The 19,560-nt window shown below is 48.0% G+C and carries 16 protein-coding genes; 12 read left to right on the top strand and 4 right to left on the bottom strand.

The features are described 5' to 3' along the window. The first annotated feature begins 1 nt into the window (after position 1). The 4 genes from MHN33_RS08530 to MHN33_RS08515 all read left to right on the top strand — a co-directional run bounded on the left by MHN33_RS08530 (position 2) and on the right by MHN33_RS08515 (position 5,567). The gene (locus MHN33_RS08530) at positions 2-2,395 is read left to right on the top strand and encodes a glycoside hydrolase family 15 protein (RefSeq protein WP_239397565.1); all 2,394 of its coding nucleotides are present in this window, start codon (positions 2-4) and stop codon (positions 2,393-2,395) included. Positions 2,396-2,649: 254 nt separating this feature from the next. Further along, a complete protein-coding gene (locus tag MHN33_RS08525) occupies positions 2,650-4,038 on the top strand; it encodes a fibrinogen-like YCDxxxxGGGW domain-containing protein (RefSeq protein WP_239397564.1) in 1,389 nt (462 codons plus the stop codon). A gap of 218 nt (positions 4,039-4,256) precedes the next feature. Further along, complete coding sequence (locus tag MHN33_RS08520; RefSeq protein WP_239397563.1) at positions 4,257-5,045, top strand: tetratricopeptide repeat protein; 789 nt, start codon at positions 4,257-4,259, stop codon at positions 5,043-5,045. A 135-nt stretch (positions 5,046-5,180) separates the two neighbouring features. Continuing rightward, complete coding sequence (locus tag MHN33_RS08515; protein ID WP_239397562.1) at positions 5,181-5,567, top strand: DUF805 domain-containing protein; 387 nt, start codon at positions 5,181-5,183, stop codon at positions 5,565-5,567. Between the two features lie 202 nt (positions 5,568-5,769). Here MHN33_RS08515 and MHN33_RS08510 read toward each other — a convergent pair whose 3' ends face one another. Further along, the gene (locus MHN33_RS08510) at positions 5,770-6,456 is read right to left on the bottom strand and encodes a hypothetical protein (protein WP_239397561.1); all 687 of its coding nucleotides are present in this window, start codon (positions 6,454-6,456) and stop codon (positions 5,770-5,772) included. A gap of 213 nt (positions 6,457-6,669) precedes the next feature. Then, a complete protein-coding gene (locus tag MHN33_RS08505) occupies positions 6,670-7,044 on the bottom strand; it encodes an isochorismatase (RefSeq protein WP_239397560.1) in 375 nt (124 codons plus the stop codon). A gap of 108 nt (positions 7,045-7,152) precedes the next feature. Between MHN33_RS08505 and MHN33_RS08500 the strand changes: the two genes are divergently transcribed. The 3 genes from MHN33_RS08500 to MHN33_RS08490 are packed head-to-tail and all read left to right on the top strand — an operon-like array spanning position 7,153 to position 9,374. Continuing rightward, complete coding sequence (locus MHN33_RS08500) at positions 7,153-8,031, top strand: LysR family transcriptional regulator (protein WP_239397559.1); 879 nt, start codon at positions 7,153-7,155, stop codon at positions 8,029-8,031. Continuing rightward, on the top strand, positions 8,021-8,302 hold the full coding sequence (locus tag MHN33_RS08495) for a hypothetical protein (protein ID WP_239397558.1): 282 nt from the start codon (positions 8,021-8,023) through the stop codon (positions 8,300-8,302). Before MHN33_RS08500 ends, MHN33_RS08495 begins: the two co-directional genes overlap by 11 nt. A 28-nt stretch (positions 8,303-8,330) precedes the next feature. After that, complete coding sequence (locus tag MHN33_RS08490) at positions 8,331-9,374, top strand: LacI family DNA-binding transcriptional regulator (protein ID WP_239397557.1); 1,044 nt, start codon at positions 8,331-8,333, stop codon at positions 9,372-9,374. An 11-nt stretch (positions 9,375-9,385) separates the two neighbouring features. On the opposite strand, the gene gtfA is transcribed toward MHN33_RS08490, so the two are convergent. Continuing rightward, a complete protein-coding gene (gene gtfA / locus MHN33_RS08485; protein ID WP_239397556.1) occupies positions 9,386-10,867 on the bottom strand; it encodes a sucrose phosphorylase in 1,482 nt (493 codons plus the stop codon). 161 nt (positions 10,868-11,028) lie between these two features. Between gtfA and MHN33_RS08480 the strand changes: the two genes are divergently transcribed. Beyond that, positions 11,029-12,228: an MFS transporter gene (locus MHN33_RS08480; RefSeq protein ID WP_239397555.1), complete on the top strand. Its 1,200-nt coding sequence runs from the start codon at positions 11,029-11,031 to the stop codon at positions 12,226-12,228. 169 nt (positions 12,229-12,397) lie between these two features. Beyond that, positions 12,398-14,794: a TonB-dependent receptor gene (locus tag MHN33_RS08475; protein ID WP_239397554.1), complete on the top strand. Its 2,397-nt coding sequence runs from the start codon at positions 12,398-12,400 to the stop codon at positions 14,792-14,794. Between the two features lie 187 nt (positions 14,795-14,981). Here the strand turns inward: MHN33_RS08475 and MHN33_RS08470 are convergent, their stop codons facing one another. Beyond that, positions 14,982-15,719: a transporter substrate-binding domain-containing protein gene (locus MHN33_RS08470; protein ID WP_239397553.1), complete on the bottom strand. Its 738-nt coding sequence runs from the start codon at positions 15,717-15,719 to the stop codon at positions 14,982-14,984. 410 nt (positions 15,720-16,129) lie between these two features. Here MHN33_RS08470 and MHN33_RS08465 point away from each other — a divergent pair, with 410 nt between their 5' ends. The 3 genes from MHN33_RS08465 to MHN33_RS08455 all read left to right on the top strand — a co-directional run bounded on the left by MHN33_RS08465 (position 16,130) and on the right by MHN33_RS08455 (position 19,419). Beyond that, positions 16,130-17,326 carry a serine hydrolase gene (locus MHN33_RS08465; protein ID WP_239397552.1) on the top strand — a complete coding sequence of 399 codons (1,197 nt, stop codon included), beginning with the start codon at positions 16,130-16,132 and terminating at the stop codon, positions 17,324-17,326. Between the two features lie 131 nt (positions 17,327-17,457). Further along, positions 17,458-18,342, top strand: coding sequence for an NAD(P)-dependent oxidoreductase (locus MHN33_RS08460; RefSeq protein ID WP_239397551.1), 885 nt, complete (start codon positions 17,458-17,460; stop codon positions 18,340-18,342). Between the two features lie 93 nt (positions 18,343-18,435). After that, complete coding sequence (locus MHN33_RS08455) at positions 18,436-19,419, top strand: hypothetical protein (protein ID WP_239397550.1); 984 nt, start codon at positions 18,436-18,438, stop codon at positions 19,417-19,419. The last annotated feature ends 141 nt before the right edge of the window (positions 19,420-19,560 follow it).

The following is a 19,560-nucleotide window of genomic DNA, read 5'->3' as shown; positions in this document are numbered from 1 at the left end:
TATGAAAAAACTATCTAGTTTAACCCTGGCTTTGATTGCGGCTGGACTCGTTGGTTGCGGCAGTGCCAACAACGCGGTCCAATCGAAACAGGCTGCGCCAGGCGCACCGGGTGACAAGCCATACTGGGCTTATTCAGGTAAAGCCGGCATCGGCACCTCTTACGAGGCATACAAACAGGGCCAGTATTCTGATCAAGCGAGTACGCAAGCCGTATCAAAAGTGTGGTTTTCCATCGCCAAAGGCATGATCACGGAAACTATGTTTGGTCTTATTCACCAGGCGCAGATCAAAGACATGCAGTTCATTGTTACCGGACCTGATTTTACGGTAACGGAGCAAGACGCGCTGGACGTCAGCATTGATTACCTCGATAAAGACGCACAAGGTCGTGCGCTGTCTTTAGCATACAAAGTGACAAGCAAAGACAAGCAAGGCCGTTTTACACTTGAGAAACACATATTCACCGATCCTGACGGCCAAACGCTGTTCGTCCGCGCTAAGGTGCAAACAGAGCTTGATGGCTTGAAGCTGTTCGTTAACGTAAACCCGTACGTGAATAACAACGGCCTGAACGATTTTGCGAAGGTCACCGAGCAGGGCCTGGTTGCCTGGGAAGGAGACAATTACCTGACACTGCAAAGCAGCACGGGTTTTAAGCAGGCAAGCGTGGGCTTTACCGGTCAGAGCGATGGTCTGGCCGAACTTAAAGCAAGCCAGTCAATGGCACCGCGTTACACCAGCACAGGCGCACAAAGCGGCAACGTTAATTGGCTGGCCGAGCTGGGTGACGTGGGCAAGCAGGCGACATTCGACCTGGCACTGAGTTTTGGTAAATCGCAAAGCGCGAGCTTCGAGGAAGGCGCTCAGTCACTGGCGCGTGGTTATCAGCAGGTGCTGGCCCACTACAATGGTGAAGGAGAAGCCATTGGTTGGCGCGACTATCTGAACAGTCTTGAGCCTATGCAAAAGCTCAGCGCTTACACGGCCGATCAGGGTAAACTACTTTACACCAGTGCTTTGGTGTTAAAGGCGCAGGAAGATAAAACCCACGCAGGGGCCTTAATCGCTTCTTTGTCTAACCCCTGGGGTGACACAGTAGCGGCTGAGCAAGGCCACACTGGTTATAAAGCGGTCTGGGTGCGCGACTTCTATCAGGTTGCGATGGCATTTTTGGCCATGGGCGATCCGCAAACCGCACTGACCGCATTTGAATATCTGGAAAAAGTACAAGTCACAGACAAGACGCCTGGCAACCAGGGCGACACCGGCTGGTTCTTACAAAAAACCCATGTTGACGGTGAGCTTGAGTGGGTAGGTGTGCAGCTGGATCAGACTGCTATGCCGATTATGCTGGCGTGGAAACTCTGGCAGGCTGGCGTACTGAGCGATGAGAAGCTTGCTTACTGGTACAAGCGTATGCTCCAGCCAGCGGCTGAATTCCTGGTCGACGGGGGCCTGGCAAAAATCCTTTGGAACGACACGCAAATTACACCACCGGCAACACAGCAGGAGCGCTGGGAAGAGCAGGACGGCTATTCACCATCGACAACCGCAGCCATTATCGCGGGCCTGGTCGCTGCCAGTGACATTGCGAAACTGGCCGGAGATAAAGCCGGCAGTGAGCGTTATATGGCAACAGCCAGGCGCTACGACAGTGAAGTGGAATCGACCATGTTCACCACTGAGGGTAACCTGCCTTCTAAGCAAAGCGATGGTAAATATTTCTTCCGCATTGGCAAAGACGCCAATCCGAATACCGATACTAAGCTAAGCGACAACAATGGCCGTGCGGGTATGGATAAAAAGCAGATCATTGATGGCGGGTTCCTGGAGCTTGTGCGCTATGGCGTCAGAGCCGCAGATGCCAGCAGCATTACCAATACCTTGCCCGAGTATGAAGATGAAAACCTGCCGGAGAACCTGCGAGTTAAATACAGCTTTAACTTTGCCGGGGATCCCAATAGTTATCCGGGCTACCGCCGCTATGGCAACGACGGCTATGGAGAAGATGAGGTACGCGGGACCAACTATGCCGAGCAAGGCCAGAACACGGCCGGTCAGCGTGGTCGGGTCTGGCCTTTCTTCACCGGTGAGCGTGGTCATTACGAAATTGCAGCGGCCAGCCAGGCTAATGCACTGGATGACAATGCGGTTAAGCGTATCAAATACACTTACATCAAAGGCATGGAGCACTTTGCAAATGAAGGCCTGATGCTGCCCGAGCAGGTGTGGGATGGCGTGGGCGTAAATCCGTTTGGTTATGCACTGGGCGAGGGTACCAACTCCGCAACACCACTGGCGTGGACGCATGCCGAGTATGTGAAGCTGGTTCGCTCACTTGCCGATAAGCAAGTCTGGGATCATTACCCGATTGTTGAGCAGGCGCTTAAGTAATCGCGCTGATAGGCTGATAAAAAACGCGGTGTCCCCTTTGGGGGCGCCGCGTTTTTTATTTACTGATATTTAATCTACCCGTTTATCATCAGACTAAAACACAAAGACTGCGTCCAGAATAGATTTAGATCACTCTTTTCTATTTCAATTTTTATTATTCCAATTCTATTCTAGGGTTTAGCTTTCCGCTTATTGTATTATTAACCCGATAATTACTAGGAAATTAAATACCCAATTACAATAATGGAGTAAGAATGTATAAAAAAACACTAATAGCTCTAATAATGGCCTCAGCATTTTCTGTCAATGCACAGGAACTACAGTTTAATCAAATTACAGAGCAGGGTATCTCTATTGGGAAAACGGCGCAGCAAGCTATATTTTCAGGCGTTGCGAGCTTTAATGACCCCACCGCTGGCACCGTTTCTGTTGTTGACAATAATGATGGTACCGTAAATGTTTCATTCTCTGAGTGGCCATATTTGGATGGTCTGCACTTGAATGAAACTGTTTCAACCTTTGTCTTAGATTATGGTCGACACCTCCAGTCGGACGGCTCTATCTGGGAGGTTGGAGTGGTTGATCTTAATGGCAGTAGTCAAATGTTTTCTTTTTCGGAGACAATGCCACAAGTTCCATATGTTTTTTTAACCGGTCAAACGCGCAATGGCGTTGAACCCTACACCGCCAGAGCGAGTCACGTTACACGCCTGGGTTTTAACGCTCAAGTTCAGTATCAAGAAAGCAGTACAGGTTCTGAAGTAAATGAAAAAGTGGCTTATCTTTCTGTTTACGCGCCAAATAGTGAAGGTCGGCTCGATTCAGGGATTTCATACAAGCTCAATCAGGTGAAAGCCACTGATCAGATTACTCAAGCAGGCGAGCATGATATTTTTCTTCATGAAGAGCAGTCTAAAGATACAGAGTTAACCCATACCACAGAAGTTGTTAATGTACTTGAATTGAATGGTCACTTGTTTGCGCAGGACATTACAACACTGGGCAGTGATACGATGACTATTCGCGCGAATCTAAATGTTCGCGAGCCTGAAGCGCCTGAGCCACAAAGCTGCCAAGCTATTTTAAACGCAGATCCAAGTGCGCAATCTGGCTATTATACGCTGGATGTAGATGGCAGAGGTGGTTTGAGCGAGTTCACGACGTACTGTGATATGGAATATCAAGGTGGTGGCTGGACTTTAGTTAGCATCAGGTTTGCACCAAATAAAAACTATGATGGCTGGCCAAACGACTTAACTGGTTTTATGGTCGAAGCGCAGAACATTACATCACTTGATGACAATTACCATTTACCAGATGCACATTGGCAGTATATCAAAGATACCTACAGCGAACTGATGATGACAATGCCTACGTTTAATGGTGCCTATGCAATTGCTGATATAGCAGTGCTTAAAAATGCTAATTGCGTACCCCTTCAAGATACGTTAGGTTTAATTCCGGGCGAGACTGGAGAGAGAAGCTATCGGTTGTTTTGGCATGAAAACTCTGGCTGTTCTGGCTCTGGCTCTGATTATTCAATGCTAAATTATCAGAATATATATGGTTATTCCAAGATTTATAAATCTACAAACATTGTGACTTACGTAAGCCAACAGACTTCATATGTGTATGTTCGCTAATGTAGCCCAATAAGTTACAGCGCTTAAATAATGGCGCTCTAAGCTTGAAAAAACGCGGTGTCCCTTATGGGGCGCCGCGTTTTTTATTGCGCGTATGTCTGCACCTGATCTCCTGTATTTGTTACTTGTCCCGTTAAAGTTTACAATGTGTCCTTTATTGTTGGCTTAAGCGCCCATCGTGCGGCCAGAAGAAGTAAGTATGTTGAATAAGGAATACGATGAGTCAGGTTTTTAAAGTATTGGGGTCTGTTTTTGCAGCTGTATTATTGCTGAAAAGTGGCCACACCCTGGCGCGTGGTACGGCGGGTGACGTGTATATAAAACGAGATACGCAGTGGCAAGCCCTTAAATTGGTCAGTATTGATAGCGATGTGCCGGCAGAGCCGACTTACCATGCTGTTATCTATACCCCGTCTGAAAGTAAGCCGACGCTACAAGATATTAAAAATCTCACAATTGAACTGCGCCATGCGCCTCTGTCTCAGGCTGTCCTGTCTGAGGGGTGGCGTCGGCTGGGTAATCAGGAAGTAACCGAGCTTGAGCGGGCAGGGTATGTGGACTATTTGAAACATAACGATTTTAATAAATACGCTGCCGTTACTGGCCAAAAAGTGGATGAACTGATTGCATCTGCCAACGCAAAATATCGCGAGGCCTATGCGCTGAGTGAGCAAAAACAATTTTCTCAGGCATTGGATCTTTACCACGAAGCGTTAGACATCTTTCCAATGTTCATAGAAGCAATTGACAACATCGCATTTATTTTGATGGATCATGGTCAGTTTCAGGATGCCATCAATGCATTTGACCATTCTCTGGCAATATCACCCGGCGCAACAGCCTTGTATTACAAAGCCCAGTGTTATGCAGAAATGCGGGAATATCAGACTGCAATGGATTTGTTCCAGCAAGGTATGACGCAGTTTCCCGAGAAAAAAGCGGCATTCGAGGAAATGGTTAATAAATTGCACCAGGTAATTGAAAGCAATCGCGGAACGGCTCAATAGAGTCAGGCGTATTTTTACATCACGCGAGGCTGACTTTGTATTGCAAAGATTTTTGTCTATCCTGTTAAACAGCATGCCCTGTCAGTGCTGAGGCTATGCCATTGTGGCATAGCAAATTAACAAGGAGAAAAGCCCGTGTTCGACATTTATTTATCTGCGTTAAAAAAGTATGCAGTGTTTAACGGCCGAGCGAGACGCAAAGAATATTGGCTGTTTATGCTTTGTAATATCATCGTTACAATTGTGCTGGGTTTGGTCGATATGACGCTGGGGCTTTACTCCGAAGAGTCCGGCTTTGGGCTGCTAAGTGGTCTATACGCGCTGGCCGTGATAATTCCCAGTATTGCGCTGAGCATTCGCCGCTTGCACGATACCGGGCGCAGTGGTTGGTGGATATTGATCTCTTTGGTGCCTGTGATAGGGCCGCTGGTGCTGTTGGTGTTTTACGTGATAGACAGTACGCCGGGTGAGAACGACTATGGCCCTAACCCCAAAGAGCAGTCGTCGCAGCAAACACTGTAAATAGATTTGTGCCACTGCCTGCCACACCATGCTTAGCTGAGAGTGACAGGCAGGCGAAGATGATAAAAATGCTTGCCGCTTTCGAAAAGCAAGCCAGTTATGCTGGCACAGGCAGCACACTAATGTGAACTGATCTGATATTCATGTTTACCACTGGATGTTGTTCAGAATGTCAGGCTTACCCGAACTATTCAAAGCCCGGTTACACATTTATGTTAATCTTGGGGTAGATTGCGTCATTCATTTTCATTGCAAAGAGCATTGTGTGGCTATTCACTTTTTCCTCAAGGGTGTGATAGTCCTGACCAAAACCTTCGTCATGGAATTGGTTTTCGAAGCTTCTGCTTAACTCATTCAGCCTGATATTGTCATAGAAGTCTTTTGCTTCAATGCCTTGCCTGTCTGCACCAGAGGACCTAACAATGTGTGCAAGCCCTTCATGTACTTGTTCGAAGACATTTTTTAAGGTGTTATTGTCGTTAATGATAGACTCCAGGTCCGCACGTAACTGACCGCCTAAATTTCCACCAACGAGCTTTAATGTGCCATCTTCATCTTGCGCTAAATCCAAGACACTCAAATCAATGCCAGGATTTAAGCTACTTTGTTCTTTTTTAAATTTTTCAAACTCACTTAATGTGGTTGCAAACGCCTCTTGCGTTTCTCCCATGAGTTTATAATTTTGCTTGCTCATTTCAAAAGTTTCTTGTTTTAACTTTTGGGTTTCTTCTTCCGTTAATATTGACGTATTTTTGGCCGATAACGCCGCAGCATTCATTTCCTGTTCTGGTGCTTGAGGTTCGATGCTATGTGCCTTAGCCTCCTTTTTCGCTGTCAAGCTACTTGCTAAACCAACCTGTGAATTAACGAGTGGAGAATTGATGTTCATTATTTCAGTCCTTGATGGTGGTAAATGATTAAAAAACTTACTATATAGTTGCTGTGTGTACCTCTATGCTTTATCGCCAGTATGCCTATTAACTTTAGGAAGGCGTGAATTGCAGGAATGGACAATGGCTAATAGCGTCATTATTTCCCAGGGTTTTGACTATAAGGTATGCGCTGTTATTGCGCTGCCTGGTTATGTATTGAGTGGGTGAGTTTATCGCTCACCCAGGATCTCAAAATCATCACAGTACAGACGGGCCTTACCGTCTTGCTCAACCACCCAATGTTCAGCGTGGATTTTGCCAAACGCTTTGTTCATCGTCCAGTTGGCACTCAGCAGGAAGCCAACTTCAGGGTGTTTTTCCCAGATTACATCGGTATAAGCAACATCACAGAAACCCTGATCTATGATGTCCTGCCAGAATGCCTCAATGTTTTCCCTCCCGTCAAACTCGCCAATGGGCCGCGCATGCATAATACAGGGTGTGGCATATTGTGCGGCGCAGCCACGTGCATCTTGTTTGTTAAATGCGTTCTGCCACGCGGCAATGCCTGCCTTACATAAGTCCAGCTCTTGTTGTTGTGTCATGTAATGACTCCACTTGTGGTGTTTTCAGTAAGGTCAGCTTAATGGTATTAATTGATGTGAAAAACAGAGATAATAAAAAACACTGTTTAATTAAAGCTTACAATAAAAATGCACCAACTTGGTAAAATGTCGCTGTTTGCCCATGTCGTTGAAGCAGGCTCTATCTCTGCGGCAGCAGACAGGCTGGGTGTGTCAAAGTCTGTGGTCAGTCAGCATTTAAAAACGCTGGAGCAAGAACTCGGTGTGGTCCTGGTTAAACGAACAACCCGTCGACAGTCTCTGACTGAGCCCGGAAAGCGCTTCTATGAGGCGTGTAAAGCACTCAACCAGATTGCAACCGATGCCTGGGATGATGTGCAAGCACAGCAGGGAGAGCCAGAGGGCCTGGTTCATATAACGGCACCGCATGCACTGGTTGATACCTTACTTGCACCAGCCATTTCCGAATTAATGCAGTGCTACCCTAAGGTGGTTGTAAAACTGACCTGTGATGACAAGCATCTGGACTTGATGGCCCATAACATTGATATTGCTATTCGCATTGGTGCCTCGAAAGACAGCACGCTCAGGCAGCAGCGGCTGGGCACGTTTTGCGACGTATTATGCGGACATCCACGTTTTTCACACGAGGAACTGACACAGTCTCCCTACATTGCAAATGCCTGGGAAGGGGCACAGGTAACGCACCAGTTTATGAGCCAAAGCGGTGAGAAAATGCAACTAACTCCTCAGGTTAGTTGCATCACAAATGCATTTCATAGTACCGTTTCTCTCATTCGGGCCGGGGCAGGAATAGGCTTAGTGCCGGATTTTTATTTGAACAATGATTTGTCGGATGTAATAAGGCTCATGCCACACGCCAGTTTACCCGACAATTCAGTGTATTTACTTACTCCCTTTTCCAAACATACCCCAATGGCAGTCCAGGTATGCATGGATGCGCTGAGTACAGGTATACGGGAGAGATTGCCTAAGCATGGCAGGTAAATTGGTATCAGAAGGCACGATGAAACTCACTCAGCTGCTAATAGTGCTCGGGGTCTTGTGTGCAGTGGTGGTTTTTGCACTTGACCGTGCGCAATTGAGCTGTTTTCACTGTGTTAAGGTGTATCATTTTAATGTGCTGGTAACGCCTTTCGCACTTATGTCTTTAGTCATGCTTGTAGCAGGGCTGATGAGGTTGCTCAGTGGCCAAAGGATCAAATCGTCCACCGTGCAAATGAGTGCAGCCTGCGATGCGGACCATCCCGGTGCGTAACCCTATTAATCAGATTGTATAGCGAACCATGACAGAAAAAAAATGGACTCTTAAAAGCATTGCTGCCCACCTTGGCGTGTCGAATGCAACGGTATCCAATGCCTTTAATCGTCCCGATCAGCTTTCCAGCAAAAAGCGTGAGGAGATCCTGGCCGCCTGCAAGGCGTTGGGTTATTTTGGTCCAAATAAAGCGGCGCGGTCGTTAAGAAAGGGCACGTTTAACATAGTTGCCCTGGTTTTACCCGATAGCGTTGAATATATGGTGTCAGATCCCGTGGCCAGCAGCTTTATGCGCGGCGTTGCCAAAGTGCTTGAACCGCAGGGGATCAACCTGTTGTTGTTTTCAGGCAATACCGACAGCGTTAACAACATAGTGGACTTTGTCGATGGCTTTATTTGTTATGGTCGTCCGCGTAACCCCAAATTAATTGAACAGCTGGAAACGGTAACCAAGCAGGTGGTGACCGTCGATTTTGAGCTGCAAGATCAGGCCAGTGTTAATATCGACAACCAAGGTGCAGCCCGGGAAGTGGCCAAAGCGGCATTAATGCAGTTCGATGCGCCGTCTGAGCAGGCCGATGTGGCAATCCTGGGGCTGAGATTGCTCGATACTGAGCTTATCTGCCGGGTCTATGACCATCATTTGCCTCAGCTCAGCACCTCTATCGCACACCAACGCTTGGCGGGATATCGACAGGCGCTCAAAGCATGTCAGGTGACACTCCCTGAAGACCGGATCTGGAATATTCCGGAAAGCAGCGAGCGTTTTGCGCGGATCGCCGCCAAAGAAGCGCTAGCCATTCAGCCAAGACCCAATGTGTTGTTTTGTATGAGTGATTTAATTGCGCTGGCCGCCGCCCGTGAAGCGCTTGCTCAGGGGATCCAGATCCCACAGGAGCTCAAGATCGTAGGCTTTGATGGCATAGATGAAGCAGAGCTGTTTCAACCTGCCATTACCACCATTCATCAAAACAGCGAAAACAAGGGAGAACAGGCGGCAAGTTTGTTTATCCGTAAAGAAAAGCAGCAAATACGCCTGCCTTTTGAATTGAGAGTTGGGCAGTCAATCTGACTGCCATCACCTTAGTTTTTCAGGTTGTGAAGTAAATCACTCAGGTTGAGGTATTTGATGTGGCCCGGCTCCTGCAGAGTGATGTGCGCTTCGCGTGTCGTCAGATTGACTTGCAGTTGAGCACGAGCGTCCTGATTGCGCCACTGTAAAGAGAACGCCTCTTCAGACCCTAACAAAACAAACTCTCCATCGAATGCACTGCTCTGGTTTCGTATTTCAATCAGTTTGCACAGGCCCCTGACTACGGGTTTGGATAACGCGTCTTCAACTTGTTGTTCATTGAGGTAACTGCGATTGATATCCCGGCCTACGTTGGTGTTTTCAAGCAGCGCCATATCATTGTGCAGTGCCAGCAGGCCGCCATAATAAACTTGTGGGACGCCAGGCGAAAAGAACTGAATTGCGCGCGCTATCAGGTAATCGAGATCGTTGCGACCCAGTGCATCATAGTAGGTGCAATTGACCTGGTACAAATCAACGTTGCTGGCAGCGGCACCGGTCGCCTGTTTGCTCTCACCCCGACTGTTGGTGTGTATGGTTTCTACCAGAGTGTCGATTTGCTGTGCATTGAGCAGACCGGGCTTGTCACCGTCCGGACCTGCATCGACAATGCCGATACCGTCATGGGTATCGAGTACCGTCAGGCAATTACGCGGCGATTGCTGTAACCAGCAAAGCAGGGCATCGGCATTATTGCTAAATAGGGCGTGTAAGATTAACGGTGGCAAAGCAAAGTCGTATACGCGGTCTACTTTCGATGCTACGTCAATTTGAGTTTGATAATGGCTGTGGATCTCCGCTATGGTTTCCATACCGAGCGCATTGGCCTGACGCGACAACTGATTAATAAAGTCGAATGATTCAGGGGTCATAAAACAGCTTGTTCCGGCGCGCTTTATGGCATAGCCAGCCGCATCCAGGCGAATAATCTTGACATTGTTTTGCGCAAACAAGGTGAGAATTTTGTCCAGATACGCTTTGCCCTGGGGCGTTTCAACATTGATATCAACCTGGTTATCAGTAAACGTGGTCCAGAAGTTGACCGTTTCACCACTTTGCAGCTTTTTAGGCGTAAAACAGCTGGTTGGCCTGGGTCTGAATATCGCTTGTGCTTGTTCGTCACTGATCCCAGCGGGAAAAATATCCTGCTCCTTTAAAAACAAAGCCCAGTAGGGCGACTGTTCGCCGTGTTTGAGCACATCCTGAAATTCCGGTGACAGAGCCGAAGCGTGATTGACGATTAAATCGGCCATTATCTCAAAGTGCTCGCCAAGTGTTTTCACACTTGCCCAGTTGCCCAGTCGTTTATCAACCTCACTGTGGTCTATCGGATCGAACCCGGCATCGCTACCGTCAATCGGGTAGTAAAACGGCAGGATATGGACACCGCCAAACAATCCCACTAACGGACCGTCCAACAGCTGAGAGAGTTCCGTCAGGCCTGCACCGCTTAAGCGATCGGCGTAGGTTATCAGTTGCACTTGGTTTTTCATGGTTCAGTTCAATTCTCATTGTTGAAACTTAATCGATTAAGTTATATCTTTAATCAGCACGACAAGATATTCAAGCACTATTTACAGGAAAATTGGCACAAGGGTGCGATTGAGTTTTAAACTTAACCGGGCTTTGCCGCAATACCTGAGAGGTAATAACTATGACAAGCAGCAACTTAGGCGCATTGCGCTGGCTGACATACATGATGTTTTTTATGTTTGCCATGACATCGGACGCCGTGGGCGTGATCATTCCCGAGCTGATCCGGGATTATCAGCTAACCATGACGCAGGCGAGCGCGTTTCATTACGCGCCAATGATTTGGATTGCCGCCAGTGGCCTGTTGCTGGGCTTTTTGGCCGATAAAATAGGCCACAAGCCGACCATCATTCTTGGTTTTGTGCTCTTTGCCGGTGCCTGCTTTGGCTTTGCAATGGGTGAAACCTTTATCACTTTTGTGTGCTTACTGAGTGTGATTGGCCTGGCGATCGGCCTGTTTAAAACCGCAGCACTGGCTTTGTTAGGCGATTTGACGCCAACCAGTCAGGCGCACACCCGGACCATGAACATGGTCGAAGGCTTCTTTGCTGTCGGCGCCATCGTGGGTCCCGCGGCGGTGAGCTACATGCTGGCGTCGGGTGTCAGCTGGGTTTACCTCTATATTCTGGCAGGGGGCTTATGCAGCGTTTTGTGTTTAATCACGTTCGCTGTGAAGTTTCCCGAACGGCCCGCTAAGCAGGTTAGCCAGGGCAGTGGATTCAGGCAGACCCTGTTGATGCTCAAGGACAAACATGCACTGGGTTTTTCGGCCGCCATTGCGCTGTATGTCGCAACAGAAGTGGCCATCTATGTCTGGATGCCGACTTTGCTCAAAACCTACGAGGGGAGCTGGGGCCTGCTGGCAACCTATGCACTGACCATCTTTTTTATTTTGCGGGCGGTGGGGCGCTTTATGGCTGCCTGGCTGCTTAACCTGTTCAGCTGGCAGAGCGTGATGTTTGCCCTGAGCTCGGCCATTTTTCTTTGTTACCTGCTGACCTTTGTCTTTGGCGTGAATGCTGCCGTCATTGCGCTGCCACTCAGTGGGCTCTTTATGTCGATGATATACCCCACACTTAATTCGAAGGGGATCTCATGCTTCGATAAGCATCAGCATGGCTCGGTCGCTGGCGTGATCTTGTTCTTTACCGCGCTGTCTGCAGCCCTGGCGCCTTTGCTGATGGGGATGGTCAGTGATTATTTTGGCCATATTCGCTACGGCTTTGCACTGGCGATGGGGTTTGCGGCTTTGCTGATGCTGGCGATGACGTATAACTACTGGAAAAACCCAGCCCAGCTGAGGCTGGCAAACGCACACTAGCTCAAATACTTTTAAAACTAAATCATAGCGTTATCTAACTAGAAACCCGTCGTGTGTAATTTTTTGATTGCAAAGCGACAAATATTTGCTAACTTACTTAATCGATTAAGTAACAAAATCCACTTAATGTGGTGCCAGCAATATATAATTGACAACAACGAGGCACATTATGACAACATACACTCCCGGTTGGTTTGCACTCAGTGCACTGACTCTGGCGCTTAGCCCCACAGTGTGGGCACAACAGAGCCAGGACCAAGCAAATGCACAGGCTCAGAATGAGCTGGAAAAAATCATTGTGACAGGCGTGCCACAACGGCGCACCGTGATGGCATCCAGTGTGTCTGTCAGTAGCATTTCTGCTCAGCAGATAAGCGTCGCGACACCCAGAACCACAGCCGAAGCTTTCCGCTTGTTGCCTGGGGTGAGATCAGAGTCAACTGGGGGAGAGGGCAATGCAAACATTGCTGTACGCGGACTACCGGTTGCGGCCGGTGGAGCGAAGTTCCTGCAATTGCAAGAAGATGGCTTGCCCGTATTACAGTTTGGCGATATTGCATTCGGCAATGCTGATATTTTTATGCGCCTGGATAATACGGTGCAATCAATTGAGTCCATCCGTGGCGGCTCGGCTTCGACTGCCGCCAGTAACGCGCCGGGTGGGATCATCAACTTTATTTCTAAAACGGGTGAAAGCGAATCGGGTAGCATTGCAACGACTCTGGGTCTTGATTATGACGAATTCAGAACCGACTTTGAATTTGGCACCTATCTGTCCGACACCGTCCGATTCCATATCGGTGGATTTGTACGTCAAGGTGAAGGGTCGCGTGATACCGGTTATACCGGCAACAAGGGCGGGCAGGTTAAAGCCAATCTGACCAAAGAATTTGAGTCGGGCTATGTCAGAGTCTACCTCAAGCACCTGGATGACCGCTCAACCGGCTACTTACCTATGCCCATGTATGCCAATGGCGACTCACTGCCGGGATTTGATGCCTTGTCAGATACGCCGCATTCGGTTTTGTTTACCCAAACACAGGGGCTGGGTGCCAACAACGAAGTGCGCCGTGGGGATATGCGTGATGGCATGCACCCTCAGGTAGACAGCGTTGGCGTTGAGGCCAGCTTTGAGCTGAGCAACGACTGGAAAATTGAAAACCGGTTTAGAATAGCCAAGGTAAAAGGCACGTTTAATGCGCCTTTTCCGGCTGAAGTGGGCAGTGCCCAGTCTATCGCCGAGAGCATCGCCGGTGAGGGCGCGACATTAAAATATGCGAATGGTGCAAGCGCGGGTAGCAAATTCAGCGACGATAATCTGATGCGGATCCATACTTTTGATGTTGAGATGCAGGACTTTGGCTCGCTGGTTAACGACATTAAGCTGACCAAACAGCTGGGCGATACCGCTTTAACCTTTGGCTATTTTGCATCAGAGCAGGCCATTGAAATGTCCTGGCTGTGGAACTCTTACCTGCTGGAGTTAAAAGGGCAGAATGCAGCGCTTTTGGATGTCTTTGCAGCCGATGGCACCGCTTTTTCTGACAATGGCTTGTACGCATACGGGACACCTGCCTGGGGCAATTGCTGTCAGCGTAATTACAATACAGACTATTCAACGCGTGCGCCTTATCTGGCGGTTTCCTCTCAGGTGGGCGATTTAACCGTTGATGCCAGTGTGCGTTACGACTCGGGTGAAGCCTCGGGCACCTATACGGGGGCTGTGGTATCGCAGCGGGATGTGAATGCCGATGGCGCGATTTCAAAACCTGAAGAGCAGGTTGCGGGCATAGATTTGGCTAATCCGTCACTCGTTGATTACGACTGGCATTACACCAGCTACTCCCTCGGTGCTAATTATCAGTTGAGTCCAACGCGGGCGGTGTTTGGGCGTTTCAGTGAAGGGGCCAGAGCAAATGCGGATCGTCTGTTGTTTGGCAAAGTGAATGCAGACGGCAGTGTGGCAAAGGAAGACGCCATTGACGAAGTAACTCAGCTTGAATTTGGTTTGAAGCAACGGCTTGAAAACGGCAGTGTGTTTGCCACCGCTTTTTATGCGCAAACCGAAGAGCAAAACTTTGAAGCCACCAGCCAGCGCTTTTTCGACCGTGAATATGAAGCGCATGGCATTGAACTTGAAGGGGTGTACTTTGTTGGCTCCTTTGATTTCAGAGGCAGCCTGACCTGGACGGACGCCGAGATCGCCAAAGATGCGTTGTCACCTGAGGTGGTGGGCAACACGCCAAGGCGCCAGGCAGATTTTATTTACTCTTTGATGGCGCGTTACAACATGGCACAAGGCGCAGTGGGTTTAAGCCTGCTTGGCTCAACCGATGCCTACGCACAGGATAATAATGCGCTGAAATTCGATGGCTACACCCAGGTTAATGCATTTGCCAGCTATGATATGACCGATGACTTGTCTTTATCGCTCAACGTCAACAATCTGTTTAATGCGGTAGGGATCACAGAAGCAGAAGAAGGTATTATTCCTGACTCGGGTATTATTCGGGCGCGTACTATCAATGGTCGTACGACCTCCTTTAGTATCAATTATCAATTCTAGATAGCTGCTTTATTTGTGGCCTGAACACTATCGGGCCGCAAGCATCCTGACACATTAGTTTTGCTATTTATCAACTATAAAAAGACCGTGCCAGCAGATAATTGCCTTTTTGAGTAATGGCCCTGTTAGCAGGCGATAAATGAATACCAGAGTACATATTTTGAATATGGCATTTAACTTGAGCTGTCTATCTAAAGTACTCTTCCTGCAATCCATACTTTTTTGCAATATTAGCCAGGCGACCATCCAGCTGTAATCTGAGCACTCCTAAGTCCAATGCCAGAGTCAGTTGCTCGCTGTCAGTAAGGCGGGGAGAAAAAGCGATATAGGCAGGCTCCAGAGGACTGATTGAACCGACGGATTTTATTTTATCACCGATCCCGAGCTGCTTTGCCTGATACCAGACAACGGGGCCGGCATCGACGTAGGCGTCGATGCGTTTGCTGGTTAACAGTTTGAGGCTGCGTGTTACCACATTATCACCCGTTAACAGGGTTATATAAGTGTTGGGTGAGCTGCGATGTGACTTAATATAGGCATTTAGCAAATTACCATAGTCATAGCCTTGTACTGCTCCAAGGCGAATCTTATTGAGTGAGTGCCGATTTTTATAGACCCATGTACTGTCTGACAAAGTGAATAAGGTATTTGGGCTCAGTTTTAGAATAGGGACTTTTGGGAAATAAAAATCTGGTGCGTCGTCTTTGAACGCCCCCACGATAGCATGTACTTTTCCTTCTCTTGCCTGCTGAATGGCTCTGAGCCAGGGCATTTCGATATAGCGGACCTGATAGCCCGAAATGGCCAGCGCTTCGGTGGCAACATCAATCATAAAACCTTTGTTTTGGTCCGTTTCGCCACAATTAACCGGGCACCAGTTATCTCCGGCGATCAATACCAGCTTGTCGTTGCTTGATAGCACCACTGACGAAAAAACTGACAGGCAAAAACAGATAACGCGTAGCATATAAGGGTAAATTAGTGATGATATTGGGAGTCTAGTCAAGAAACGACCGTCCGGCAATGTGCTGAATGACAGTGCCGTACTTTGGTGTGACGGGAGGGTTGCAAAAGAACAACATACAGCGTGTTTAGTGGGTATGGCGAGATATTTAGGGATGGCTGGAAAACGCCACAATACATACCAATGTTGTCCGGGAACCAAATTTGCCAGAAAAGATGGCAGTCAAAATCGCAATTCATCAACTTAAGAACTTGATATTTATTGATATGTTATTTTGTTGGTAACGAGGTCATGAAGAAATCACGGGTAAATCAGGTCTTTTATGTCGGGTTTCGCTAACTTTGCCGCTTGTTCAAAACAGGAGGGTTAACATGAGCAAAAATAAACTCGTTACTTATTTAATTTCGGCTGCCATCTTCAGCAGTGTCAGTCATTTCGCAATAGCAAATGGTGCGCAGCCTGTTGAAGCAACCGCAGCGGAGTTGAAAGGAGGCTATCGGGATGTCGCTGAACTCGAGCATGCATTTATTGATGCGGCTCCAAAGCAAAGAGGTGATGGTGTGGAAGTTGGCATTCTGGGTGCCGATGGTGGTAATAAAGAGTTGCTGCTGAGTCTGGCAAAAGAAATCGCCAGCAAGACACATGGTCATTTTGACAGTCTGCTTATCTCACATAAGGGCAAGCTGGTTTTGGAATCTTATTTTTCTCGCGGCCGCATCAATCTGCCTCACTATCAGGCTTCTGCCACTAAGGTATATACCGCTTTGGCACTGGGTCGTGCTATCCAGTTGGGTTATCTGAGCATGAAGGATTTGGATAAACCTCTAGTGGGTTTTCTAAAAGAGCTGGATCGCGCCAAGCTTACACCAGGTAGCGAAAAAATCACCCTCAATATGGCGCTGACCATGCGTTCTGGCGTGCGGCTGAGTGACGCACACCAGGAAGCGCTAGAGAACGTTTCAAAACAATTGAAGGGGCAGCAGCATGCGCAAGCACTGCTTGAGCGTAGTGCACCGATCAGTACGGAATCACTGACCTTTAAATATCAGGATGACCCAATGCTGGTAATGCATGTTATTGACGCGGTTGTGCCTGGGAGCGCACAAGCGTTTATTAAAAAAGAGCTGCTCGATAAACTGGGGATTAGTCAATATCGCTGGCAGCATGCCGATAATGGCCTGCCTGAAGCCGGCTGGCGGGTGAGCATGACATCACGGGATATGCTGAAATGGGGTACTTTGACCCAAAACAAAGGAAAATGGCAGGGTGAGCAATTAATCCCGCAGGATTACATTGCCAAGGCCATAAGTCCGCACCTGTATACCGGAGATGAGGATATGTTTGGCGGGGGTAAAGACGTGTCAAAGCAGGGATATGGCTATTACTGGTGGAATGCTGAACTAAAAAGTGGCGACAAGCAGTTTTACAGTGCCTCCGCTCAGGGGGGAGGTGGTCAGTATATTATCCTGGTTGAAGAACTGGATCTTATTGCTGTTGTGACCGCCAGTCGCAGAGAAAACAGCACGCTTCAGCTCATGGCTGAGCGCGTCTTGCCCGCCTTTATGTGACCAAGATAGCAAGCAATGCCTCTGTATGAGGCGTTGCATATTGATGTTGCCTGATCAGGACTGTAAAGTGCTCGCCTGTTCCTGGTTTAAAAGGGGCCTTGTGCTCCTTGGTCAATAATAAGGTTTATACAATGAAAGTGCTGGTAACGGGCTCTGCGGGCAGGGTTGGACGCGCCATCTACATTAAACTCATGCGAGAGCACCAGGTGATTGGGTTTGATAAAACACCTTGCTCAACAGCAGATTTTGTCGGTGACATAAGAGATAGTCAGCTGTTAAGTCGCGCGCTTGACGGGGTAGAGGTGATAGTTCATACGGCAGCATTGCATGCACCGCATGTCGGGGTTGTTGATGACGATGCGTTTCAAAGTATTAATGTCGATGCAACGGAGCAAGTGGCATTGATGGGTGTCAAAGCAGGTATAAGACACTTTGTTTTCACCAGTACCACCGCACTCTATGGTTATGCATCTACCCCCAAAGGGGTGGCAGGTTGGGTGACAGAACATACTCAGCCACAGCCTAAGTCCATTTATCATCACAGTAAAATACGGGCAGAGCGAACATTAGCAGACATTGCAAGGGAATTCAGGCTTCCTGTGACTGTGCTACAGATGTCCCGCTGTTTTCCCGAACCCGCTGACCTGATGGCTGTTTACAGACTAACACGTGGTATCGACGCCCGGGATGTTGCCAGTGCACATCTGTGTGCTATCAAAAAACGCCTGCCAGGCTTTAAACGTTTTATCATTTCTGGTGCAACGCCCTTTAGCCGCGACGACCAAGCAGGCCTGTTTCAGCAAGCCAGCAAGGTGATCATCGAAAAATGCCCGCAACTTTTGTTGGCGTTTGAACAACGTGGCTGGGCCCTACCTGATTCTTTGGATAGGGTGTATGACTCCTCAGCTGCGCAACAACAACTGGGCTGGCAGCCGGGTTATGGTTATGAGCATGTTTTGCAGATGCTAGATGCAGAAACTGCTGAAGTACTGCCGGTAATAAAGCACAAGGATTAGCGGTTGGCGCAGTAAGCATATTCGTTGAAATTTGTGCTTGATTTTTGTTCAGCTTAGCCGATAAAAAACCACATGGATGGGCGCGGAGGAGCTATGAAAATTGAAAATGCACAAGTCAATATGAGTAACAAACATGAGGGTCAGACCCATGTATATGAAAAACGAACCGAAATAACTGAATCGTCAGTTTCTGAAAATGTTAACCCGGCACGATCTGGCAATGGGGGTCAGGTCGTGCCGGGGGAAGTTGCAGAGGTAGACAGCACAGCAACGGAGCTGGATATGCAAACCAGTGCCAGGATGTATATCTTGAAATTACTGGTAGAAAAGCTCGCAGGCAGTGACGTAGAGTGGTATGACGCTGAGGTTGGTAAAGATATTTCACATGCAGAAATGTCACAGATTATGTCAGCTGCAGAAGAAACTCCCCCTACAGAGGTGCTGGTTGAGCGGTTTGCTCATGAGAGTCAGTCCAACATCTTTAAAGCGGATGGACAAATTCGTCTGGAAAATGGCCAGCAAGTCAGTTTTGCTTTTAAATCTGTCTTTGAACAATCCTACACCAGTTATGTACGCACCATAGAAAACGTCAATATGAAAGATCCCCTGATCATTAGTTTTACCAACCGGGCCGTTGAGCTGGATACTGAGCGTATGGACTTTGATATCGATGCCGATGGTCAGGCAGACAACTTTGCTCAGCTGAAAAAGGGCTATGGGTATCTGGCACTGGACCTTAATCACAATAACCAAATCGACGATGGCAAAGAACTTTTTGGTGCACTGAGTGGTAATGGATTCGCCGATCTGGCTCAGTATGATGACGATGGTAACGGCTTTATTGATGAAAATGACGCCATCTTCGATAGCCTCAAAATCTGGATTAAAAACACTGAGCAGGACGAGTTAATGTCACTTAGTGATGCCAATATAGGGGCCATTGCACTGCAAAATGTAGACACGCCTATGAACATCAGAAACGGTGGGGAGTTACAAGGGGCTGTTCGCAAATCGGGTTTTTATCTCGATGAAGATGGAAAGCCAGGTCTTGTCCAGCAGGTTGATTATGTGGTTTAAAGATACAACCTGATGTCAGTGAGACAAACGTTCATTCTTTCGCTAAGATGCAAATAGTTCAGGGACTCTTTGCAATGAGGGCCCTCAACTTTCTTAAAAGATGCTCAGGGAGCGAAAATGCACGCCTTAAGATTCAAAGAT

This window comes from Pseudoalteromonas sp. OOF1S-7 (assembly GCF_022347765.1).
Classification (GTDB): Bacteria; Pseudomonadota; Gammaproteobacteria; order Enterobacterales; family Alteromonadaceae; genus Pseudoalteromonas.
This window is presented reverse-complemented; position numbering and strand designations above follow the sequence as displayed.